The sequence below is a fragment of the Acidovorax sp. GW101-11A03 genome (genome assembly GCF_059424825.1).
Map to the genome: position 1 here is coordinate 73492 of NZ_JBWKZU010000007.1, position 21974 is coordinate 95465.

16 protein-coding genes are annotated in these 21974 nt (G+C 64.0%); 10 read left to right on the top strand and 6 right to left on the bottom strand.

Annotated features, from left to right (window positions below):
- Positions 1 to 148: 148 nt before the first annotated feature.
- On the bottom strand, positions 149 to 730 hold the full coding sequence (gene purN, locus AC07Z7_RS05245) for a phosphoribosylglycinamide formyltransferase (protein ID WP_094285380.1): 582 nt from the start codon (positions 728 to 730) through the stop codon (positions 149 to 151).
- A gap of 24 nt (positions 731 to 754) precedes the next feature.
- On the opposite strand from purN, the gene AC07Z7_RS05250 reads away from it, so the two are divergent.
- The 4 genes from AC07Z7_RS05250 to AC07Z7_RS05265 all read left to right on the top strand — a co-directional run bounded on the left by AC07Z7_RS05250 (position 755) and on the right by AC07Z7_RS05265 (position 5300).
- Positions 755 to 1459: a YceH family protein gene (locus AC07Z7_RS05250; RefSeq protein WP_094285379.1), complete on the top strand. Its 705-nt coding sequence runs from the start codon at positions 755 to 757 to the stop codon at positions 1457 to 1459.
- 46 nt (positions 1460 to 1505) lie between these two features.
- On the top strand, positions 1506 to 2687 hold the full coding sequence (locus AC07Z7_RS05255) for an acyl-CoA dehydrogenase family protein (protein WP_094285378.1): 1182 nt from the start codon (positions 1506 to 1508) through the stop codon (positions 2685 to 2687).
- A gap of 24 nt (positions 2688 to 2711) precedes the next feature.
- Positions 2712 to 3827, top strand: coding sequence for an acyl-CoA dehydrogenase family protein (locus tag AC07Z7_RS05260; protein WP_494765564.1), 1116 nt, complete (start codon positions 2712 to 2714; stop codon positions 3825 to 3827).
- A gap of 78 nt (positions 3828 to 3905) precedes the next feature.
- A complete protein-coding gene (locus AC07Z7_RS05265; protein WP_494765565.1) occupies positions 3906 to 5300 on the top strand; it encodes an alpha/beta fold hydrolase in 1395 nt (464 codons plus the stop codon).
- 115 nt (positions 5301 to 5415) lie between these two features.
- Here AC07Z7_RS05265 and AC07Z7_RS05270 read toward each other — a convergent pair whose 3' ends face one another.
- The 3 genes from AC07Z7_RS05270 to AC07Z7_RS05280 form a co-directional block, all read right to left on the bottom strand.
- A complete protein-coding gene (locus AC07Z7_RS05270) occupies positions 5416 to 5907 on the bottom strand; it encodes a DUF3617 domain-containing protein (protein WP_494765566.1) in 492 nt (163 codons plus the stop codon).
- A 162-nt stretch (positions 5908 to 6069) separates the two neighbouring features.
- Positions 6070 to 8223: an IPTL-CTERM sorting domain-containing protein gene (locus AC07Z7_RS05275; protein ID WP_494765567.1), complete on the bottom strand. Its 2154-nt coding sequence runs from the start codon at positions 8221 to 8223 to the stop codon at positions 6070 to 6072.
- A gap of 429 nt (positions 8224 to 8652) precedes the next feature.
- A complete protein-coding gene (locus AC07Z7_RS05280; RefSeq protein WP_494765568.1) occupies positions 8653 to 9336 on the bottom strand; it encodes a response regulator transcription factor in 684 nt (227 codons plus the stop codon).
- 70 nt (positions 9337 to 9406) lie between these two features.
- On the opposite strand from AC07Z7_RS05280, the gene AC07Z7_RS05285 reads away from it, so the two are divergent.
- On the top strand, positions 9407 to 11467 hold the full coding sequence (locus AC07Z7_RS05285) for a sensor histidine kinase (RefSeq protein ID WP_494765569.1): 2061 nt from the start codon (positions 9407 to 9409) through the stop codon (positions 11465 to 11467).
- Between the two features lie 137 nt (positions 11468 to 11604).
- The gene (locus tag AC07Z7_RS05290) at positions 11605 to 12915 is read left to right on the top strand and encodes a tetratricopeptide repeat protein (protein ID WP_494765570.1); all 1311 of its coding nucleotides are present in this window, start codon (positions 11605 to 11607) and stop codon (positions 12913 to 12915) included.
- A gap of 56 nt (positions 12916 to 12971) precedes the next feature.
- Here the strand turns inward: AC07Z7_RS05290 and AC07Z7_RS05295 are convergent, their stop codons facing one another.
- A complete protein-coding gene (locus tag AC07Z7_RS05295) occupies positions 12972 to 13529 on the bottom strand; it encodes an HNH endonuclease (RefSeq protein WP_094285371.1) in 558 nt (185 codons plus the stop codon).
- Positions 13530 to 13786: 257 nt separating this feature from the next.
- Here AC07Z7_RS05295 and AC07Z7_RS05300 point away from each other — a divergent pair, with 257 nt between their 5' ends.
- From AC07Z7_RS05300 to AC07Z7_RS05315, 4 genes are all read left to right on the top strand, one after another.
- The gene (locus AC07Z7_RS05300; RefSeq protein ID WP_494765571.1) at positions 13787 to 14836 is read left to right on the top strand and encodes a bifunctional riboflavin kinase/FAD synthetase; all 1050 of its coding nucleotides are present in this window, start codon (positions 13787 to 13789) and stop codon (positions 14834 to 14836) included.
- 113 nt (positions 14837 to 14949) lie between these two features.
- The gene (ileS, locus tag AC07Z7_RS05305; RefSeq protein WP_494765572.1) at positions 14950 to 17835 is read left to right on the top strand and encodes an isoleucine--tRNA ligase; all 2886 of its coding nucleotides are present in this window, start codon (positions 14950 to 14952) and stop codon (positions 17833 to 17835) included.
- Entirely contained in the window at positions 17835 to 18353 is a 519-nt protein-coding gene (lspA, locus tag AC07Z7_RS05310; protein ID WP_094285368.1) for a signal peptidase II, read from the top strand. Before ileS ends, lspA begins: the two co-directional genes overlap by 1 nt.
- A 354-nt stretch (positions 18354 to 18707) precedes the next feature.
- On the top strand, positions 18708 to 20363 hold the full coding sequence (locus tag AC07Z7_RS05315) for a Na/Pi cotransporter family protein (RefSeq protein WP_094285367.1): 1656 nt from the start codon (positions 18708 to 18710) through the stop codon (positions 20361 to 20363).
- 67 nt (positions 20364 to 20430) lie between these two features.
- Here the strand turns inward: AC07Z7_RS05315 and AC07Z7_RS05320 are convergent, their stop codons facing one another.
- Entirely contained in the window at positions 20431 to 21918 is a 1488-nt protein-coding gene (locus tag AC07Z7_RS05320) for a flagellin N-terminal helical domain-containing protein (protein WP_494765573.1), read from the bottom strand.
- Between the last annotated feature and the right edge of the window lie 56 nt (positions 21919 to 21974).

The window sequence follows — 21974 nt, forward strand, 5'->3', positions numbered from 1 at the left end:
CTTCCAGCCCCTTGGCACGCGCAGTGCGATTCGCCCGTCAGTTGACGAGCTGCGCGCGCCAGTAGGTTTCAGGCAAAAAACAGGCCTCTGCGCGCGACCATATTGCCTTTAAAGCTATTGTTTTTATAGCATTGACATCACAAGGGCACTACAGCGCCTGCACCAGCGCCCGCACGGCGCGGGGGTAGATCACATGCTCCTGGGTCAGCACCCGCGCCGCCAGCGTCTCGGCCGTATCGCCAGGCAGCACCGGCACCACGGCCTGGTCCAGGATGGGGCCCACGTCCAGTTCGGCCGTCACCTGGTGCACGGTCACGCCCGCAAACTTGCAGCCTGCATCAATCGCGCGCTGGTGCGTGTGCAGCCCGGTAAAGGCGGGCAGCAGCGAGGGGTGGATGTTGATCAGCCGCCCCGCGTAGTGCGCCACAAACCCGGGCGTCAGGATGCGCATGAACCCGGCCAGCACCACCAGCGCGGGCTGGTGGCGGTCGATGGTGGCGGCCAGTTCGGCATCAAACGCCTCGCGGCTGGCAAAGGCCTTGTGGTCCAGCGCCTCCGTCGCAATGCCCTGCTCCCGCGCAAAAGCAAGCCCTGCAGCATCCGGTTTGTTGCTGATGACGGCCGCCACGCGGGCGCCGTAGCGCTGCTCCCAGTGCTCCTGCTGCGCAGTCCGGACGATGGTGGCCATGTTGGAGCCGCCGCCAGAGATCAGAATGACGATGTTCTTCATAAATTGCCCCGGATTATCCCAGCCATGCCTTTTGATCCTGCGACCCGCCCCCTCACCCCCCACGAAGCCCGCGTGCTCGCCACCCTGATGGAGAAGGCGCGCACCGTGCCCGACAGCTACCCCATGTCGCTCAACGGCCTGGTCACCGGCTGCAACCAGAAAACCAGCCGCGATCCGGTGATGAACCTGAGCGATGCCGAGGCGCAGGAGGCGCTGGATTCGCTCAAGCTGCTGACCCTGGCGTTTGAGAGCAGCGGCAACCGCACCACGCGCTGGGAGCACAACTTCCAGCGTGGCGTGGGCGTGCCCGAACAATCGGCCGTGCTGCTGGGCCTGCTAATGCTGCGCGGCCCGCAGACGGCGGGCGAGCTGCGCATCAACGCCGAGCGCTGGTACCGGTTTGCCGACATTTCCTCGGTCGAGGCGTTTCTGGACGAGTTGCAGGAACGCAGCGCCGAAAAAGGCGGCCCGCTGGTGGTGCAGCTGCCCCGCGCACCCGGCGCGCGCGAGCAGCGCTGGGCGCACCTGATGTGCGGGCCGGTGGACACCAGCAGCAGCCATGCCCCCCAGCCAGGCACCGGCGCAGCGGGGCCATCCCCCGCCCTGCAGGCCCGCGTGGACGCGCTGGAGGCCGAGGTGGCCAGCCTGCGCGCCACCGTGCAACGACTGTGCGCAGAGCTGGGCATGGCCGCAGACGCCGCGCCGATGTCGCCACCCGGACAGGAATAAAACGAACGACCGTGCTACAAACAGGACTTCTCAGGAGACAAGCCGCATGGATCTCGCATTCACCCCCGAAGAACAGGCCTTTCGCGACGAAGTTCGCGCATGGGTTCACGCCAACCTGCCAAAGGAAATCTCGCACAAAGTGCACAACGCCCTGCGCCTGACCCGTGCAGACATGCAGGGCTGGGCCAAGATCCTGGGCAAAAAAGGCTGGCTCGGTTTTGGCTGGCCCAAGGAATTTGGCGGCCCCGGCTGGACGGCCGTGCAAAAGCACCTGTTTGAAGAAGAGTGCGCGCTGGCTGGCGCGCCCCGCATCGTGCCCTTCGGCCCGGTGATGGTGGCCCCGGTGATCATGGCGTTTGGCAATGCCGAACAGCAAAAGCGCTTTTTGCCCGGCATCGCCAGCGGCGAAGTCTGGTGGAGCCAGGGCTACAGCGAACCCGGTTCGGGCTCGGACCTGGCCAGCGTCAAGACCCGCGCCGAGCGTGTGGGCGACAAGTACATCGTCAACGGCCAGAAAACCTGGACCACGCTGGGCCAGCATGGCGACTGGATGTTCAATCTGGTGCGCACCAGCAACGAAGGCAAGCCGCAGACCGGCATCTCCTTCCTGCTGCTGGACATGAAGTCCAAGGGCGTCACCGTGCGCCCCATCAAGCTGCTGGACGGTGAGTGCGAAGTCAATGAGGTGTTCTTCGACAACGTCGAAGTGCCCGCAGAGAACCTGATCGGCGAAGAGAACAAGGGCTGGACCTACGCCAAGCACCTGCTGAGCCACGAGCGCACCAACATCGCCGATGTGAACCGCAGCAAGCGCGAACTGGAGCGCTTGAAGCGCATTGCCAAGACCGAAGGTGTGTGGGACGACCAGCGCTTCCGTGACCAGATCGCCCTGCTTGAAGTGGACATCGTGGCGCTGGAAATGCTGGTGCTGCGCGTGCTGTCGGCCGAGAAGAGCGGCAAGAACTCGCTCGACATCGCGGGCCTGCTCAAGATCAAGGGCAGCGAGATCCAGCAGCGCTACGCCGAGCTGATGATGCTGGCCGCCGGCCCGTTCAGCCTGCCCTTCATCGAAGAGGCCATGGAGGCGGGCTGGCAGGGCAACTTCCCCGGCGGCGTCACCGCCAACGCACCACTGGCATCCACCTACTTCAACCTGCGCAAGACCACCATCTACGGCGGCTCGAACGAGGTCCAACGCAACATCGTGGCTCAGACCGTCCTCGGCTGACCCCAAGTTCCAGGAGACAAGAACATGGATTTCGATTTTTCTGACGACCAGGAACAACTGCGCGACGCCGTGCGCAAGTGGGTGGACAAGGGCTACAGCTTCGAGCGCCGCCGCGCCGCCGTGGCCGCAGGCGGCTTCGACCGCGCCGCCTGGGGCGAGCTGGCCGAGTTGGGCCTGACCGCGCTGACCGTGCCCGAAGCCCACGACGGCATGGGCCAGGGCGCGATCGACGCCATGGTGGTGGCCGAGGAGCTGGGCCGTGGCATGGTGCTGGAGCCCATCGCCCAGGCCTTCATCGCCAGCAGCGTGCTGTCGTACTACGCCCCCGCCGACGTGCAAGGCGCCTGGCTGCCCCGCGTGGCCAGCGGTGAAGCCCTGGTGGTGCTGGCCTACCAGGAGCGCAAGGCACGCTACCGCCTGGATGTTTGTGAGGCAAAAGCGGCCTCTGCGCCCGCTGGATATGCCGTAACAGCTACAAAAAGCATAGTAGCCGCTGGCGACCAGGCCGACGCCTTCATCGTGCCTGCGCAGCTGGACGGCAAGATCGCCCTCTTCCTCGTGGAACGCTCGGCCGCTGGTGTCACCACGCGCGGCTACGTCACGCAAGACGGCAGCCGCGCCGCCGAAGTGCAACTGGCCAACGCCCCCGCCACGCTCATCACCGCCGACGGCCTGGCCGCGCTGGAGCTGGCCGTGGACACCGGCATTGCCGCCACCTGCGCCGAAGCCGTGGGCGTGATGGACAAGACCGTGGCGCTCACCGTCGAATACATGAACCAGCGCAAGCAGTTCGGCGTTTTCATCTCCAGCTTCCAGGCGCTGCGCCACCGTGTGGCCGACATGAAGATGCAGCTGGAACTGGCCCGCTCGATGAGCTACTACGCCAGCCTCAAGCTCGGCGCCCCTGCGGCCGAACGCCGCGCTGCCATGGCCCGCGCCAAGGTGCAGCTGGGCCAATCGATGCGCTTTGTGGGCCAGCAATCGGTGCAATTGCACGGCGGCATCGGCGTGACCGATGAGTACATCGGCAGCCACTATTTCAAGAAGCTCACGCAGCTGGAAATGACCTTTGGCGACACCCTGCACCACCTGGGCGAGGTGTCGGCCCGCATGCAGGACACAGCTGGCGTTTTTGCATAAACCGGAGCTGTCACGCACTTGTGCAATGCTCGTGGGCTGAACGGCTCACGGGCATTTTTTCTTTCAGGAGACCTTCCGATGAACACGCTGTGGATGCAACGCCGATCCCTCCTCCTCGCCACCGCTGCTGCGGCAGCCACCCTGGCCCTGGCTGGTTGTGCCACCCAGAGCCCCGGCCTGGCCGAGGCCCCGCCCATCGTTTTTGTGCACGGCAATGGCGACACCGCCGCGCTGTGGCAGACCACCGTGTGGCGCTTCGAATCCAATGGCTGGCCGCGCGAGCGCCTGCACGCCATCGACCTGCCCTACCCACTCGCGCGCGATGAAGACGCCAAGCCCCAGCCAGGCCGCACATCAGCCGCAGAGCACATGGCCTACCTCCGGGCCGAAGTGGACAAGGTGCTCAAAACCACCGGTGCCCGCCAGGTCGTGCTGGTGGGCAATTCGCGCGGCGGCAATGCCATCCGCAACTACATCTACAACGGCGGGGGTGAAAAAACCGTGAGCCACGCCATTCTGGGCGGCACACCCAACCACGGCGTGTGGGCCATTCCGGGGTTCCGCGAAGGCAATGAGTTCTCGGGCACGGGCCCTTTTCTCAAAGCACTGAATGCGCCCAAAAATGCGGCAGGCGACGAGGTGAGCGGCCCCGTGAAATGGCTGACCATCCGCTCGGACAACAACGACAAGTTCGCCCAGCCCGATGGCCTGTGGATCGGCCAGAAGGGCACAGCCACCAACGTGACCGCCGCGGGGCCCGAGCTCAAAGGCGCCACCAATGTGGTGATCCCGCGCATCGACCACCGCGAGACCTCGTACTCGCCCGCCGCGTTTGAAGCCACCTACCGCTTCATCACCGGCAAGGCTCCGCAGGCCACCACCATCGCGGCAGAAAAGCAGGTGGTGCTGAATGGCAAGGTCACCGGCCTCGGTGTAGACCCGGCCGACGCGAAGACCGGCAACTTCAGCAACAACCTGCCACTGGCAGGCGCCCAGCTGGAGGTCTATGCCACCGACGCCGGCACCGGCGCCCGCAGTGGCCCGCCACTGCTGCGCAAGACCGTGGGGACCGATGGCGTGTGGGGGCCGTTGAGCATCCCGCCTGGCACCCCCACCGAGTTCGTGATTTCAGCGCCCGGCTACGCCACCACCCACATCTACCGCAGCGGCTTTCCCCGCAGCAGCAACCTCATCCACCTGCGCGCAGAACGCATGGCCGACGCGGACAAGGCTGCAGAGTCCATCGTCACCCTCACCCGCCCCCGGGGCTACCTGGACCCGGCGCGCGACAAGATGCTGCTGGATGGTGCGGCACCGGCAGGTGTGCCCGCTGGCGCGGGCGTGGCGACAGCCAAGGTCAAGCCCTCGGGCGGGCAGCGCACGATTGCAGCCGAGTTCAACGGCGAACGCGTGGTGGGCCAGACCTGGCCTGCCTCGCAGGGGCGTCTGGTGATGCTGGAAATCAGCCAGTAGCCCAGACCAAAGCCGAAGGCTGCGCATTGCCGCGCAGCCTTTGCCTGCCTCTCATGCGGAGGGCAAAGGACGAAGCTGACGCCCGCGCAATACCCCCTTGTGCTGCACTACACCTTCAGTGTTTGTGCCCTTCATGCCCCTGGTGCCCGTGGGTTTCGGCACGTTTGCGGTCATCCACCACGTTCACCGTTGCGCCGTTTGGCAGCAACATGTCTCCCGCGCGCTGGCCTGCCTTGCAAGCGCCCAGCCAGCGCCCCTCAAACTCTGTCCGGCCAGGGTTGAAGCGCACCGGCTTGGAGTACTTCACATCAAAGACGCCCCGATAAGCGGCCTGCAAGTCTCCCGACAGTTCCACGGCGGCTTCCACCCGGTTGTCGTGCACGTAGCACATGGTGCGTATTTCATGCCCCTTCCCTGACTTCTTCACGGTCACGTCATGGCAGTGTTCCTGGCCAGGAACCACGGACAGCAGCATGATGGATTCGACCTCTTCATTGGTGCACTGCAGCACCTTCTGTTGCCGCATCATGGAATCGCCCGCGCCCCGGATCGTGACCTCCCACAGTCCGGCTTTTCTCACCGGCAGCGACTGCGTCTGTGCAAACACAGGCCCTGCTGCAAACGCCAAAATCCCCAGGCCAGCCACCCACGGTGCGCAAATCCTGTGCATCGCTCGATTCATCGCTCTACCCTTCAAAACAAAAAAGAAAAGGGTTCGGCGGCAGATGGCGCCGCCGAACCCGATTCATCGCATCGGGCTGAAGTCAGCTCAGCGCATCTGGCGTCGGTGCATGCCCACAAAGAACAGCGCCATCAAGGCCGACAGAATCAGCAGGCCCCATTCTGACAAGGTAGGAATGGACGTCGGCACCATCACAAACGAAAACGCCACAGTGCAGGACGCATTGACCGGATTGGTTGTATAGGTGTTGCCCACCAGGTTGCCACCACAGGCGCTGCCCCCCGAAGCGACCCGCGCGGTATAGCCCGGGCTGGGTGTCACGGTGTACACCACGGTATTGCCGGGCGCCGCAACGTTGGTCACCCCCAAGGGCGTCACGGTTCCGTTGGGGCCTGCACTGGCCGTCACGGACAAGGCCGCAAAGCTGAAGGCCACGTTGCAATCTGCAGTCACAGGATTGATCGTGTAGGTGTTGCCTGCGAGCACGCCATTGCACGTGCCGCTCGCGCTGGGGATGTTCCCCGCACCGGGTGTCAGCGTATAGGTCACGGAACCGCCCACAGCCACTGTGCGCGAGGTTCCGGGCGACACGGTCCCACCGGCACCGGATGTCATGGTGACGGTGGCTGACAACGCGAAGTTGGCAGTCACGGCCGCGTCGGCCGTCATGGCCGGCACGGTACATGGGTTGGCCGCTCCGGTGCACGCACCCGACCAGCCCGTGAAAATGCTACCCGCCGCTGCCGTCGCCGTGAGGATGGCCTGGCCACCATTGGCCACGGGCATGGCGCAGGTGGCGCCGCAGCTCATGCCAGCAGGAACACTGACCACCGTTCCACTGCCCGCCCCCGACTTCGTCAGGGTCAGGTTATGCAAGGTTGCAGCCGCCGAGTTGGTGTCACCCGCCGTGTTGTTGGCCGTGTTGCTGTCTGTGACACCTGCCGGGGGCGCGATGTTGAAAACTGTGGACGCGGACGTGGGGCCCGTCACCGTCGCTCCAAACGTGAGGGTGACGCTGCCGCCCACAGGGACATCCAGCAAGACGCCGCCACCAGGCAATGCGCCTGCAGCAGGAGCACCTGCCTGGCAGGCACCACCGCCCGCACCGCTGCAGGTCCAGCTTCCTACGGTCAGGCCCGAAACGGTGGGCTGGGTCAGGGTGGCGCCGATCACGGGCGAGGGACCATTGTTGGTCACCACCACCGTGTAGGTGGGCGTGCTGCCCACCGCACTGGCCGATGCACCGTCGGTCACGGTCACCACCAGGTCCGTGAGCGTGGCACCGCTCACCACCTGCGTCTGCACCATGGGGCCCAGCACCGTGCTGGCGCCCGTGGCGGACATGGAGTACGTACCGTGATTCAGCGAGTTGTTCGGGCTGGTCGTGCTCGCATTGGCAGGAATGCCCCAGACGATCTGGAAGGTACCGCTCTGGTGATCGACCAAGGAACCGAAGTCGCAGGTCACGGTACCGGCAGACCCCACGGCCGGCGTGGCGCAAGACGCTCCCGCAGGCACACTCACCGACTGGAAGACGGCATCAATGGTCGCGGTGTTGGTGCTGTTGCGAATCTGTGGGCTGGTGGCGCTGACCTGGCTGTTGAAAACCATCACCCCGCTGTTGTTGCTGTAGGTGTAGGTGTAGGTCACGTTGTCGCTGGGCTGCGCCGTAGTCGGCCCGGTTGCAGACACCAGAAGACCCGCGAAGAACGGCCCGATCGAGTCCACATAGACTTCACCCGAGTGGCCGCCTGCGCTACAGCCTGAGGCGATGATTTCCACCTCCACGGTGTCACCCACGTCCAGCAAACCACTGCCAGGCGCCACATCAATTGCCTGCCATCCCGTGTACTGGTAGCCGCCCACGGTCTGCCATGGCACACCCGGCTGGGCTGCGAAATTGAACGTGTAGAAGAGGCGCGTGCCCTTGGTGACATTCCGCACTTCTACATAGAAATAGGCTTGACCATCGGGAGCATGGCCACCGTCTTGAATCACCGGCGCGACCGCCATGCGCAGGTGCACCTTGCCATCGACAGGGTCAACGTCGCCGAGCACCATCTGCGCGGACTGATGGATGCCACTGGCCCGATTGTTGTTGCCACGCGCGTTCACGCGCGCGCTGTAGGTGCCCTGAAAGGGAATACTCAAAGCCTGGCCAGGAGCATCCGGTGCGTTGGCGGGCGTACCCGATGCCGTGCTCACCACCTGGGTCACAGGCGCCTGGCCAGGCGCCTGCAAGTTCAGATGGCTTTTCTGGGTAGGAGGGAAGGTAGCAATACCGATGTTCTGGTAGTGCGTCACCGTCCAACCCGTGAAATCCCCGGTTTCAAAATTGCCATTGACAACACCTGCTTGTGCAACGGAAGTCGCCAGCACCGCGCCAGCACCAGCCGCAAGCACACTTCGCAGGCACTGACGCACCAATGCCCGCGCCACTTTCCACATACTCATTGTTTTCAACACATTCCCCCTCTTGGTAGATAAGCTGCCGACGCACTTGCGAACGCAGGCAGATACAAAACGAACACACACTTCACGCAAAAACGGCGCACGCAGACGAAGCCACCCCTCGGCGGCCTTCTGGTCACCGATGCAAGAATTTCTTAGGTGGGGTATGAGGGGGATCCAGCACCGGATGAATCGATGCCCTCCCCGGCAGACAGTCGTTTAAGGCACGAAGACAAGCCCTTTGCCAAACACCGCCCGCACCGGCAAAGGCGTGCCGGTGGCTTCGAGGGTCTTGCGGCGCAGCCGCGTCAGAGCAGACTCGATGCGATGGAAATCGTCATCCAGCGCGCGCCCCCCCACGGCCTGGACCAGGGCCTGTTTGCTCACCACCGCGCCCCGTGTCTGCACGAGGCAGGACAGAAGCTCCAGCTCCCGGGTCGTGAGGGCCACGGTCTGCTGATTGGGGGCCCGCAAAGTTGCGCTGGCAGAATCCAGTTGCCACGGCACGGCTGCCACCGCTTCGCCGCCGCCATGCAATTGCTTGTTGCGCAACTGGGACCGAATGCCTGCAACCAGCTCCTGCATATCGACCGGCTTGACGAAATACTGCAAGGCACCGGCCTCCAGCCCCTTGATCCGGCTGTCTAGATCCGCGCGGGCCGTCATCAGCACGGTAGGCACACCCTGCGCAGCCAATCGGGTCAGCAGGCTCAAGCCATCCTCGCCGGGCAATCCGATGTCAATGACCACCAGATCGGCACGGCTGCGCAGTAGGCGGACATAAAAATCCTCCGCGGAATCTGCCCCCCAGGACTGGAAACCCGAGCGCCCGAGAAACCGGCACACATTGCTGCGGATGTCTTCGTCGTCCTCTACGACTGCGATGATCGGTTCTGCAGACATGACAGGAATAGATGGTGGGTCCGAAACATTTGGCTACGTACCATTGTGTCAGCGCATCGACGAGCCAGCCATGCACAACAACTCACGAAAACTCACAGCCAACCCACCTCCAATCCAATCTCATACGGCGTGCTGCTGGCTGGCTGCGCTGTGGGTCTGCCTGCTTGTGGTGATCGCCTTGTGGCCTGCGACAGCCCGGTCCTCCACGCTGTTCGCCACCGCCCAGCTAGGCTGGGACATTCCCATGGACAGACTGGATGACCCACTCGGTCATCTCGGGCCCGATGCCGTGGCTGGCACCGAGGCGAGTGCCATGACATCCCGGCTGAGCACCCCCTTGAACGCAGGGTATCTGGGCCATACCGTATGGCTTCGGTTTGAGGTGCCTGCCCCCACCCTGGGCCCCGGCCAGGAAGGCCTCTGGCTACTCGCCCAACCCACTTATCTCGACTACGTGACCCTCTACCAGAAGGGTGTGAACGGGGAGTGGCTGGAGCAAACCAGCGGCGACTTGGTTCCGCCGAACCAAAAAGTCGGCATCCGGCAACACCTCTTTCGCCTGGTACCCGGCCAAACGGCCTTGGTTCGAATCCAGACCACCAGCGCCATACAGTTCCAGGCGGAGGTGCTCACCACAGAGGCGCTAGCGGTAGAACTTGCCCGATCCGAGCGCGGCATGGGGTTGTACTTTGGTGCCATGGCGATCTTGCTCGTCTGTATTTGGGCGGCGACTGCCATCTTCCGCACGCGAGCGCTGTTCTCGCTGGCTGTGCTGGGAACCGTCAGCACCATCCACATCTTCAATGTGCGCGGCTACGGGAGCCTCTGGTCGCCGGACGAATTCACGGTGTGGGCCAGCCACGCCGTGGGCATAGGGGCATTTCTGCTGCCCGCCACGCTGGCTTGGCAGATCAAAGAACAGCTGACGCGCGGAACCCGCTACCGCAGGACAGACAGGCTCCTCACATTCCTGATCGCACTGAACTTGCTCGGTACCTTGAGCGTGCCGCTGGGGTTTTACCCGGCCGTGGCATGGGTCAACCTGGTCTCCCTTCTCGCCGCCGACGTGGCGGGCGTGGCCATGTGCTTGCTGACATTGCGACGGCGAGATCGCATCGCTGCGCATGCGCTGCTGCTCGCTGCCTATGGCCTGCACGGCTTGGGCGGGGTCCCCATCGCCATCCTCATGACAGGACTGCTCCCATTGAGGATGGATGCCACATCACTCTGGCAACTGGAAGCCATCGCCTTCACCAGCTTGCTCGCCATCGCTGTTTTTGTCGGCATGGTGGCACGGTACCGACAGGCGCAATTGGCCAAGGACCGGGCCATCGAGCGGCTAGCCCTGTCCGAGCACTCTCTGGAGGAGCGCATCGAGCAGCGCACCGCTCAGCTCTCGGAAGCGCAAACGGCCCTGGGCCAGGCCCTGGAGAACGAGCGAGCCCTGCGGGATGAGCAAAAGCAGTTCTTCCACATGATCAGCCATGAGTTCAGAACCCCTCTGGCCGTCATAGACAGTGCAGCAGCGGAGCAACAGACCTTTCCTTCGCCCGATCTCCCATCCCAGACTGACCGTGCAGCACAGATCCGCAGGGCCTGCAGGCGCCTCACGTCATTGGTAGACAGCTGCCTGATCAATGAAAGATTGGATAGCGCGGGATTCTCTCTACGGGCATCATCCGCCAAAGTGAGCGATCTGTTGCAGCATGCAGCACAGTTGGCGCACTGGTCTCCACGCCATCACTTGCGGCTGTCTATCGACGCTGCACCCGAGGAGTGGGTGTGCGATGCGACGCTGGTACACATTGCACTGTCCAATCTGGTGGACAACGCCGTGAAGTACGCCTCTGCGGGAGAAATTTTTATCGCAGCACGAAAAGCAGAATCAGGGCTTCTGGAAATTTCGGTGGCGGATGAAGGCTCCGGCATGTCGCTCGATGTCATGAACCGGATCTTTGAGCGGTTTGAACGGGGTGACCGCACCGACCAGAGCAGAGGATTTGGCCTGGGACTGTGGGTGGCACGCAGGGTGGCGCGCCTGCATGGTGGCGACATCACCGTCGAATCCAACGTGGGAGAGGGCACCTGTTTCACGCTGTCCCTGCAAGCCCAGCGCATGGGCCAGGGCTGAGTCGCCGCGCAGCCGCCAACCATTCCCAAGGACCCGCCGCAGGAATCCTGGATAATTCGCCACCCATTCCTTATCGACACGGGCTCGCAGAGCCTGGCAGACCGCACAGCGGTCCGTTTGCAACCATCCAGCACCCCATGAGCGCCACAGCGACCGACCCCAACCTCCAACACCTGACCAAGGCCCGCGAGCAAATTGCCCGGGGCGACCTCAAGAATGCGGCGCAGACGCTCAACAAGGCCAACACCCAATGGCCGCAAGACCCGCGCGTTTTCATGCTGGGTGGCCTGTTGGCAGAAAAGGCTGGCAATGTAAAGGGCGCGTTTGAAGCCCTGCGCAAGTCGGTGTCGCTGGCCCCGGATTGGGGCCCTGGCCTGCTGGAACTGGCGCTGCTGCTCGCCCGCCAGAACCAGTTCAAGGAGGCGGTAGAAACCGCTGAAAAGGTTGCACTGATCGAACCGCAGAACCTGCAGGTTCTGGCCGGCGTGGTGGACATTGCCCACCGTGCAGGCCATACCGAAATGGCGATCCGCCACCTTCGTCGAGGCCTGGAACTGGTACCCGGCGACGTGATGCTTCGGCGCCTGCTGGCCGCCGACCTGAGCGGCCAGGGTCAGCACGCGGAGTCCCTGGCAGTGTGGAGCGCACTCGTCGCAGAGAACCCTCAGGATTCCCAGGCCCTGATTGGACGTGTGCAGGCCTGCATTGCTGCCGGCAAGCCCGCCGAAGCAGAACAAGACACCGCAGCCCTGCTGAATCTGGCGCCGGACGACGTGGTCTATCAGTACTACGCACAGCTCGCGCGCGGCGAAACACCCAGGCAGCAACCTGCTGAGCTGACACGCCCGATGTTTGACAACATGGCGGAGTTCTACGACCTGCACATGGTGCGGGGCCTCAAGTACCAGTTGCCCAAGCAGGTGGGTGACCAGATCCTGGCGCGCCACCCAGAAAAGAAAATCAATGTGCTGGATCTGGGTTGCGGCACCGGCCTGCTGGGTGTGTGCCTGGGCCGCCTGGACGGCGCACTGGTGGGCGTGGACCCGTCAATGAAGATGATCGAGCAGGCGGCGCGCCACAACGTGTACGACCGTTTCCACACCGTGAACCTGCACGATGCCCTGCGCGAGACACCCGATGGCCTCTACCAGGTGATCGCGGCGCTCGACGTGTTCATCTACGCCGGTGACGTGACCGAGGCAATTCCCAATGCTCTGCGTGTGCTGGTGCCGGGCGGCATGATGGTCTTTTCATTCGAGACTGCACCCGAGCAAGGCGCCGACCTGGTGCTACAGCCCTCTGGCCGCTACGCCCACAAACGCAGCCACATCGAGGCCCTGTGCAAAGCCGCAGGCTTTGCTTCGGTGGAAGTGCGTGACACCGAACTGCGCGAGGAAAACCACCAACCCGTGAACGGGTTCGTAGTGACCGCCTGCAAGGCCGCTTGAGGCCTTCACGCTTCAAAAATCCCTGACCACCCCGCGCCCAGCCGGGTGTCAGGGCGTCAGGCCAGCAGGCGTGACGACTTGGGTACATGCGCCATCAGAAAATCCATCTGATCAGCCAGGATGCGCCGGTTGCGCAGGATGAAGTCCTCCCACAGGCTGGGCACGTAGGGCGTGTACAGCAGCGGCATGTGCGCCTGCTCGGGTGTGCGCGGGCCCTTGCGATGGTTGCAGGGACGGCAGGCCGTCACCACGTTCATCCAGTGGTCCTGCCCGTTGCGGGCAAAGGGCACGATGTGTTCGCGCGTGAGGTGTTCCTCGTGGAAGTGGCCGCCGCAGTAGGCGCACACATTGCGGTCGCGGGCGAAGAGCTTGCTGTTGGTGAGGCTGGGCTTGAGATCGAACGGGTTGATGCTGGGCACGCCCTTGGTGCCGATGATGCTGTTGATGGCAATCACCGATTGTTCACCCGTGATGGCGTTGTGCCCACCCCGGAACCGGGCGATCTGGCCGCCGGATTCCCAGCGCACCTCCCCGGCGGCGTAATGAATCACCGCCTGTTCAAGCGAAATCCACGATTGGGGCAGCCCTTGGGCTGACAGCTTCAAGACCTTCAAAACACGCCTCCTGGAACACAAAGTACACAAGGACATGACTTACGCAAAACAGGACTCTGGCAAGCGGTTCGCCCCAAGGAGAAGGCGGTTGTTGCATCCCGGTTTGCGCAAGTCCTAAAGGATTCTGAACGCAGATGTCTCGCGGGCAGCCCTGCGCGGGGCCAGCCGTGGGTCACAATATACTCCGTTTTCATGACAAATTGGCGTCCTGCGCTTGATGGACCTGCGCATGGTGCTATCAAAAATATAACAAACCGATGAAGATCTTTCGCGGCTTCCACCACCCTGGCATTGCCAATGCCTGTGCGCTGACCATCGGCAATTTCGATGGCGTGCACCGGGGCCACCAGGCCATGCTGGCCCTGCTCAACAGCGAGGCCGCGCACCGGGGGGTGGAAAGCTGCGTGCTGACGTTCGAGCCGCACCCGAGGGACTACTTTGCCGGGGTTCACAGCAAGCCGGAACTCGCCCCCGCGCGCGTGGGCACGCTGCGCGACAAGCTGACCGAGCTGGCACGCTGCGGTGTGCAGCAGACCGTGGTGCTGCCTTTTGACGCCCGGCTGGCCGCCCAATCGCCCGACGCTTTCATCGACGAGGTACTGGTGCGCGGCCTGGGCGCCCGCTATGTGCTGGTGGGCGACGATTTCCGCTTTGGCCGCCAGCGCGCGGGCGACTACGCCATGCTGGACGCTGCCGGGCAAGCCAAGGGCTTCGACGTAGCGCGCATGAACAGCTACGAGGTGCATGGGTTGCGGGTGTCGAGTTCCGCCGTGCGCCAGGCCCTGGCCGCAGGCGACATGGAAGCAGCAGCTCGCCTGCTGGGGCGGCCCTACACCATCAGCGGCCATGTGGTGCATGGCCGCAAACTGGGGCGCGAGCTGGGCGCCACGACGGAAGGCGCGGGCGACGGCTTTCGCACCCTCAACCTGCGGTTTGCGCACTGGAAGCCCGCCGCCAGTGGCATCTTTGCGGTGCTCGTGCATGGCCTCTCGGCCGAGCCTTTGCCGGGTGTGGCCAACCTGGGTGTGCGTCCCTCGCTGGACCCGAACGACGTCAACGGCGGCCGCGTGCTGCTCGAAACCCATTGCCTGCACTGGCCCGCCGAACTGGGTGCCGAAGGGGCGTACGGTAAAATCGTGCGCGTGGAACTGCTGCACAAACTGCACGACGAGCTGAAGTACGACGGTCTGGACGCCCTGACAGCGGGCATTGCCAAAGACTGTGCGGATGCGCGCGCCTACTTTGCATCGGCCCACGCCCCCAATCACACCGAGACACGGCGTCAGACCACGCGCGACCGAATTTAGGGGGCTGCCTGCGCAGCGCCTGCCCTGCAGGCCCGACACCTCTCGCGTTTCGCTCCCTGTTTCCCCGCATTGCTCCGGGCCTGCCCCGGAATGCCCCGTTTTAAGGCTCCCTCATGTCCGACAACGCCAGCACGCCCACCTCCACTGCTCCGGATTACCGCAGCACCCTGAACCTGCCCGACACCCCCTTCCCTATGCGCGGCGACCTGCCCAAGCGCGAGCCAAACTGGGTGAAGGACTGGGAAGACAAGGGCATCTACAAGCGCCTGCGCGACGCCCGCCGGGGCGCCCCCAAGTTCATCCTGCACGACGGCCCGCCTTATGCCAACGGCCAGATCCACATGGGCCACGCGGTCAACAAGATCCTCAAGGACATGATCACCAAGGCGCGCCAGCTGGAAGGCTTTGACGCGCTGTACGTGCCGGGCTGGGACTGCCACGGCCTGCCGATCGAAAACGCCATCGAGAAGAAGCACGGCCGCAACCTGAGCCGCGACGACATGCAGGCCAAGAGCCGCGCGTTTGCCACCGAGCAGATCGCGCAGCAGATGGTGGACTTCAAGCGCCTGGGCGTGCTGGGCGAATGGGACAACCCCTACAAGACCATGAACCCCGCCAACGAGGCGGGCGAGATCCGCGCCTTCAAGCGCGTGATGGAACGCGGCTTTGTGTACCGGGGCCTCAAGCCCGTGTACTGGTGCTTTGACTGCGGCTCGTCGCTGGCCGAGTTCGAGATCGAATACCAGGACAAGAAGAGCACCACGCTGGACGTGGCCTTCAAGTCGCACGACCCGGCCAAGCTGGCGGCCGCGTTTGGCTTGCCCGCGCTGACCAAGGACGCGTTCGTCGTCATCTGGACCACCACCGCCTGGACCATCCCTGCCAACCAGGCGCTGAACCTCAACCCCGAGATCAGCTACGCGCTGGTGGACGCGGGCGAGCGCATCCTGCTCGTGGCCGAGCCGCTGGTGGCCTCGTGCCTGGAGCGCTATGGCCTCACCGGCAGCGTGCTGGCCTCCACCCTGGGCAAGAACCTGGGCGGCCTGGAATTCGAACACCCGCTGTACGACGTGGCCAGCGAAGACGGAAGCTTTGGCTACCGCCGCCTCTCGCCCGTGTACCTGGCCGACTACGCCACGGCCGACGATGGCACCGGTATCGTGCATTCCTCGCCCGCCTACGGCCTGGAAGACTTCAACTCCTGCCGCGCCCATGGCCTCGCACTCGAGGACATCCTGAACCCCGTGCAGGGCAATGGCACCTATGCGGCCGACTTCCCGCTGTTCGGCGGCCAGCACATCTGGAAGGCCGTGCCCGTGATCATCGAAGCCCTGCGCAATGCGGGCCGCCTGATGACCACCAAGGACATCACGCACAGCTACCCGCACTGCTGGCGCCACAAGACGCCGGTGATCTACCGTGCAGCGGCGCAGTGGTTCATCCGCATGGACGAAGGCGAGGGTGTCTTCACGAAGCCCGGCATGAAGCCTGCCAAGACGCTGCGCCAGATCGCCCTCGATGCCATCGAGCACACCAGCTTCTACCCCGAGAACGGCAAGGCCCGCCTGCACGACATGATTGCCGGACGGCCGGACTGGTGCATCTCGCGCCAGCGCAGCTGGGGCGTGCCCATCCCGTTCTTTTTGCACAAGGATTCGGGCGAGCTGCACCCGCGGACCATGGAGATCATGGACCAGGCCGCCGACATCGTCGAAAAGGGCGGCATCGAGGCCTGGAGCCGCGTGACGACCGAAGAAATCCTGGGTGCGGCTGACGCGCCCCACTACACCAAGAGCACCGACATCCTGGAAGTGTGGTTCGACTCCGGCTCCACCTTCAGCCACGTGCTGCGCGGCACGCACCCCGAGGTGCACCACGACACCGGCCCCGATGCCGACCTGTACCTCGAAGGCCATGACCAGCACCGCGGCTGGTTCCACAGCTCGCTGCTGCTGGCCTCCGCGCTGGAAGGCCGCGCGCCCTATCGCGGCCTGCTGACCCATGGCTTCACCGTGGACAGCCAGGGCCGCAAGATGAGCAAGTCGCTGGGCAACGGCATCGACCCGCAGGAGATCAACAAGAAGCTCGGCGCCGAAATCATCCGCCTGTGGGTGGCCGCCAGCGACTACTCGGGCGACATCGCGGGCGACGAGAAGATCCTGGCGCGTGTGGTGGACGCCTACCGCCGCATCCGCAACACGCTGCGCTTTTTGCTGGCCAACGTGAGCGATTTCGACCCGGCCAAGGATGCCGTGCCGTTCGACCAGATGCTGGAGATCGACCGCTACGCCCTCACCCGCGCGTCCGAGTTTCAGGCCGAGGTGCTGGCGCACTACAAGGTTTACGAGTTCCACCCCGTGGTCGCCAAGCTGCAGCTGTACTGCTCAGAAGACCTGGGCGGCTTCTACCTGGACGTGCTCAAGGACCGCCTCTACACCACGGCGCCCAAGAGCCTGGCCCGCCGCAGCGCGCAGACCGCGCTCTACAACATCACGCACGCCATGCTGCGCTGGATGGCGCCGTTTTTGTCGTTCACGGCCGAAGAGGCGTGGAAGGTGTTCGGCAGCTCCGACTCCATCTTCCTGGAGACCTACGGCAACGTGGCGGGCGTGGGTGCCGGTGCCGACGAAGGCCTGCTGGCCAAGTGGTCGCGCATCCGCGAGATCCGCGATGCGGTGAACAAGGAGATCGAAACCCTGCGCGCCGATGGCAAGGTGGGCTCATCCCTGCAGGCCACCGTTTCGCTGACGGCAGCCCCCGAAGACCACGCGCTGTTGGCCAGCCTGGGCGACGACCTGAAGTTTGTATTCATCACATCCGCTATCGAATTGATAGCTGGAAACGATCTACAGATCAGCGTGAACCCCAGTTCTGATGCCAAATGCGAGCGCTGCTGGCACTACCGTAGTGACGTGGGCAGCGATGCCGCGCATCCCACCATCTGCGGCCGCTGCACCAGCAACCTGTTCGGCAGCGGCGAGAGCCGGGCCCACGCGTGATGGCGAGCACCACCGCACGCAACGGCCCGCGCATCTGGGTCTGGCTGGCCTGGGCCGCGTTCCTGATGGTGGCCGACCAGATCACCAAGACGCTGATCCTGAACCACTACCAGCTGGGCGACTCCACGGTCATCACCGGCTTCTTCAACATCGTGCGGGCGCACAACACGGGCGCGGCGTTCTCGTTTCTGGCCAATGCCGGGGGCTGGCAGCGCTGGCTGTTCACAGGCATCGGCGCAGTGGCCACGGTCTTCATCGTGTGGCAGCTGCGCGCGCACCCCGGGCAAAAGCTGTTCTGCTTCTCGCTCGCCAGCATCCTGGGCGGCGCGGTGGGCAACGTGGTGGACCGCCTGATGCACGGCTATGTGGTGGATTTTCTGGACTTCCACTGGGACTTCCTCTCGGGCATCTTCCACGGCGGGCATTTCCCGGCCTTCAATCTGGCGGACATGGCCATCAGCGTGGGCGCGATCTGCCTGATCCTGGACGAGTTGCTGCGGATGCGGCGCGAGCGCTGACGCCGGGTCCCCAACCCAGCACACACACCACGGCCCGCTGCACGCGGGCCGTCTTGTTTCTGCTCTTGTTTTGCGCCACTGCACTGCGGGCGTGCCAATACAACGCCCCCCCTGTCCCAGCATGGACATCTGCGCCGACGCTATGGAATCAGGAGTATGCTTATATGTCAGTTTTGTGACAAACCAGCGTGTGCAGTTCTTGCATGTTGCGTGGGGACCGACAGCCGCACGGGCCAACGGGGCACCGCAACCGCGTCTACGCGCCGCACAATGGAGTCATGAACGCAGCACCGGCTCCTGGGGAGCCGGGCAGAAGTCTGCGCAGGTCACAAGAAGAAGAAACAACGGGTTTTCATGAAGCATCTCCTCAATCTCCTGGCAGCCGTGGCGCTGCTGATCTGGGGCACCCACCTGGTGCGCACCGGCATCCTGCGGGTCTTCGGCGCCAACCTGCGCCAGCTCATCGCGCACAGCGTCAGCAGCCGGTTCACGGCGGTCCTGTCAGGCATCGGCGTGACGGCCGTGGTGCAGTCCAGCACGGCCACCGCACTCATCGTGTCGTCTTTTGTGGGCCAGGGCCTGGTGGGCCTGCCTGCCGCGCTGGCCGTGATGCTGGGGGCCGACGTGGGAACCAGCGTGATGGCGGTGGTGTTCTCGATGGACCTGTCGTGGCTCTCACCGCTGTTCATCTTTGTGGGCGTGGTGCTGTTCATCTCGCGCAAGGACACCGCCGTGGGCCGCGTGGGCCGCGTGCTGATCGGCCTGGGGCTGATGCTGCTGGCACTGCGCCTGATCACCGAATCCACCACCGTGCTCACCCAGTCGCCCACCGTGCGCACCTTGCTGGGTGCGCTCACCAGCGACCTGCTGCTGGAGATTTTCACCGGTGCAGTGCTGGCCATCGTGGCCTATTCGAGCCTGGCCACGGTGCTGCTCACGGCGGCGCTGGCGGGCTCGGGCGGTATTCCTGCCGACGTGGCCCTGGGCCTGGTACTGGGCGCCAACCTGGGCAGCGGTGTGCTGGCCGTGCTGACCACCATGAAGGCCAATGTGCAGACGCGCCAGGTGCCGCTGGGCAACCTGTTCTTCAAGATCATTGGCGTCATCATCATGACGCCGCTGACCGGACTGTGGCTGCAGCATGTGCGGCCCTATGTGCCTGAAACCGCCGCACTGGTGGTGCTGTTCCACCTGGCGTTCAACGTGGTCGTGGGCATTGTCTGCATTGGCCTCACTGGCACCGTGGCCCGCACTGTGCAGCGGCTGCTGCCCACCGAAAAAACCCAGGCTGCCGCTGGCACCCGGCCCCAGCACCTGGACCCTTCGGCCCTGGCCACGCCCTCGCTGGCCATCTCCTGCGCAGCGCGCGAAGCGCTGCACCAGGCGGATGTGGTCGAGTCCATGCTGCTCGGTCTGCAGAAGGTGATCCAGACCGACGACCTGCAGCTGGCCGAAGACCTGCGCAAGCTCGACGACGAGGTGGACGGCCTGTACTCAGCCATCAAGTACTACATGACCAAGATCTCGCGCGAAGCCCTGGACGAGCGAGAGGGCCGACGCTGGGCCGACATCATCAGCTTCACGATCAATATGGAGCAGATTGGCGACATCATCGAGCGGGTGCTGATCGACATCGAGGACAAGAAGATCAAGAAGGGCCGCCAGTTTTCCGAGGCGGGCATGGAAGAGATCAACGAGTTGCACGCGCGCCTGATCGACAACCTGCGGCTGGCGATGAGCGTGTTCTTGAACGGCAGCGTGCGCGATGCGCAAAAGCTGCTGGAGGAAAAAGCACGCTTCCGCGACCTGGAGCATGCGTATTCGGCCACCCATCTGGCGCGCCTGTCGGACAACACGGTGCCCAGCATCGAGACCAGTTCGCTGCACATCGACCTGATCAGCGAACTCAAGCGCATCAACTCGCTGCTGTGCTCGGTGGCCTACCCCATCCTCGAATCGGCCGGGGCGCTGGCGCCCAGCCGACTCAAGACGATGGTGGACCAGGGCTGAGAGAAGAGAGGCAGTACAGCGGCCAACACCCGCCGCACTTGGCGGGCAGCAAGGCCGCGCCAGCGCTCTAACGCAGCAGAGCCAGCACCCCCTGCGGCAGCTGGTTTGCTTGCGCCACCATGGCCGTTCCGGCCTGCTGCAGGATCTGTGAACGCGAGAGGTTGGCCGTTTCTGCCGCAAAGTCGGCGTCGAGGATGCGGCTGCGTGAGGCCGACAGGTTTTCGGACGTCACTTGCAGGTTGCTGATCGAGGTTTCGAAGCGCGACTGCAGGGCACCGAGCTTGGCGCGTTCGCTGTTGATAAAGGCCAGGGCCGAATCCACGGTCTTGAGCGCGTTGGTGGCATTGGCGAACGTGGTGACATCCAGATTGGCGACCGTCTGCAGCGTGGACCCTGCGCTGGTGAGCTGATTGCTGGCCGAGGTGATGGCGAAGGATTTTTCCGAGTCCAGCGTGATGTAACCACCGGTAGTCACCTTCCAATCGACACCTGGGGTAATCATTGTTTCTGTTGCACCAAATGCAACTCCGGCAGCGTTGTAGGCCTGCACGCTGGTGTTGCCCGCGTTGTCCGCGGAACTTTCACCCACCGTGATGTTATTGCCCGTGGTGTTCGTCAAAATCACCTGGGTTCCATCCGCACTAAGGGCTGCATTGATGCCGGTTTTAGCCGATTGATCATTGATGGCCGATACCGCCGCCGACAATCGGTCAGTCCCCGTGGCCGACGTCAACGTAAATGAGACCGTACGTGGCGACCCCACGTTGTCACCCTCGATGAAATAGGTATAGGAGCCCACTGCGGCCATACCTGACATACGCACCTCCGTGCGCGCCGTAGCGGTAACTCCGGTGGTGGACTTGAGCGCATTGATTTGATCGGCCGTGGCCTTTGCTGTTGCTTGCGAGGCCACGGAAAGTGTGCCTGTGCCCAAGTAGCCGCTGATGGATACCGCACCGGATGTCACGCCATTGACACTGGCACTTATCAAACTCGTGCCCACCGCCCCAAAGCCCGCACCGTTGGCAGCCAGATTTTGATTGTTTCCGTACACACTGGTGCGCAGGTTGCCCGTGGCCGCCACGATGGTCTGGTTGGCATTGGCCCCCACCTGGAACTGTTGCGTACCGAACGTGCCGTCCAGCAGCTTGGAGCCGTTGAATTCCGTGGTCTGCGAAATGCGGTCCAGTTCGGACACCAGCTGGCCCACTTCCTGTTGCAGGGCCTGGCGGTCACCCGCACTGTTGGTGGCATTGGCCGACTGCACGGCCAGCTCGCGCACCCGCTGCAGGATGTCGCCGGAGGCCTTGAGCGCGCCTTCTGCTGTCTGCGCCAGCGAGATACCGTCGTTGGCATTGCGCACCGCCTGGTTCAGACCCCGGATCTGGCTGGTGAAACGCTCGGAAATGGCCAAGCCAGCAGCATCGTCCTTGGCGCTGTTGATGCGCAGGCCCGACGACAGGCGCTGGATGGAGGTGTTCAGCGAGGTCTGGCTCATGCCCAGGTTGCGCTGGGCCGTCAGCGATGACACGTTGGTATTGATTGTTGAAGCCATGTCGATTGCCCGCCCAGTCCGCTCGCTAGAGTTTTCGTTTTGTTGCGTGGCGCGGC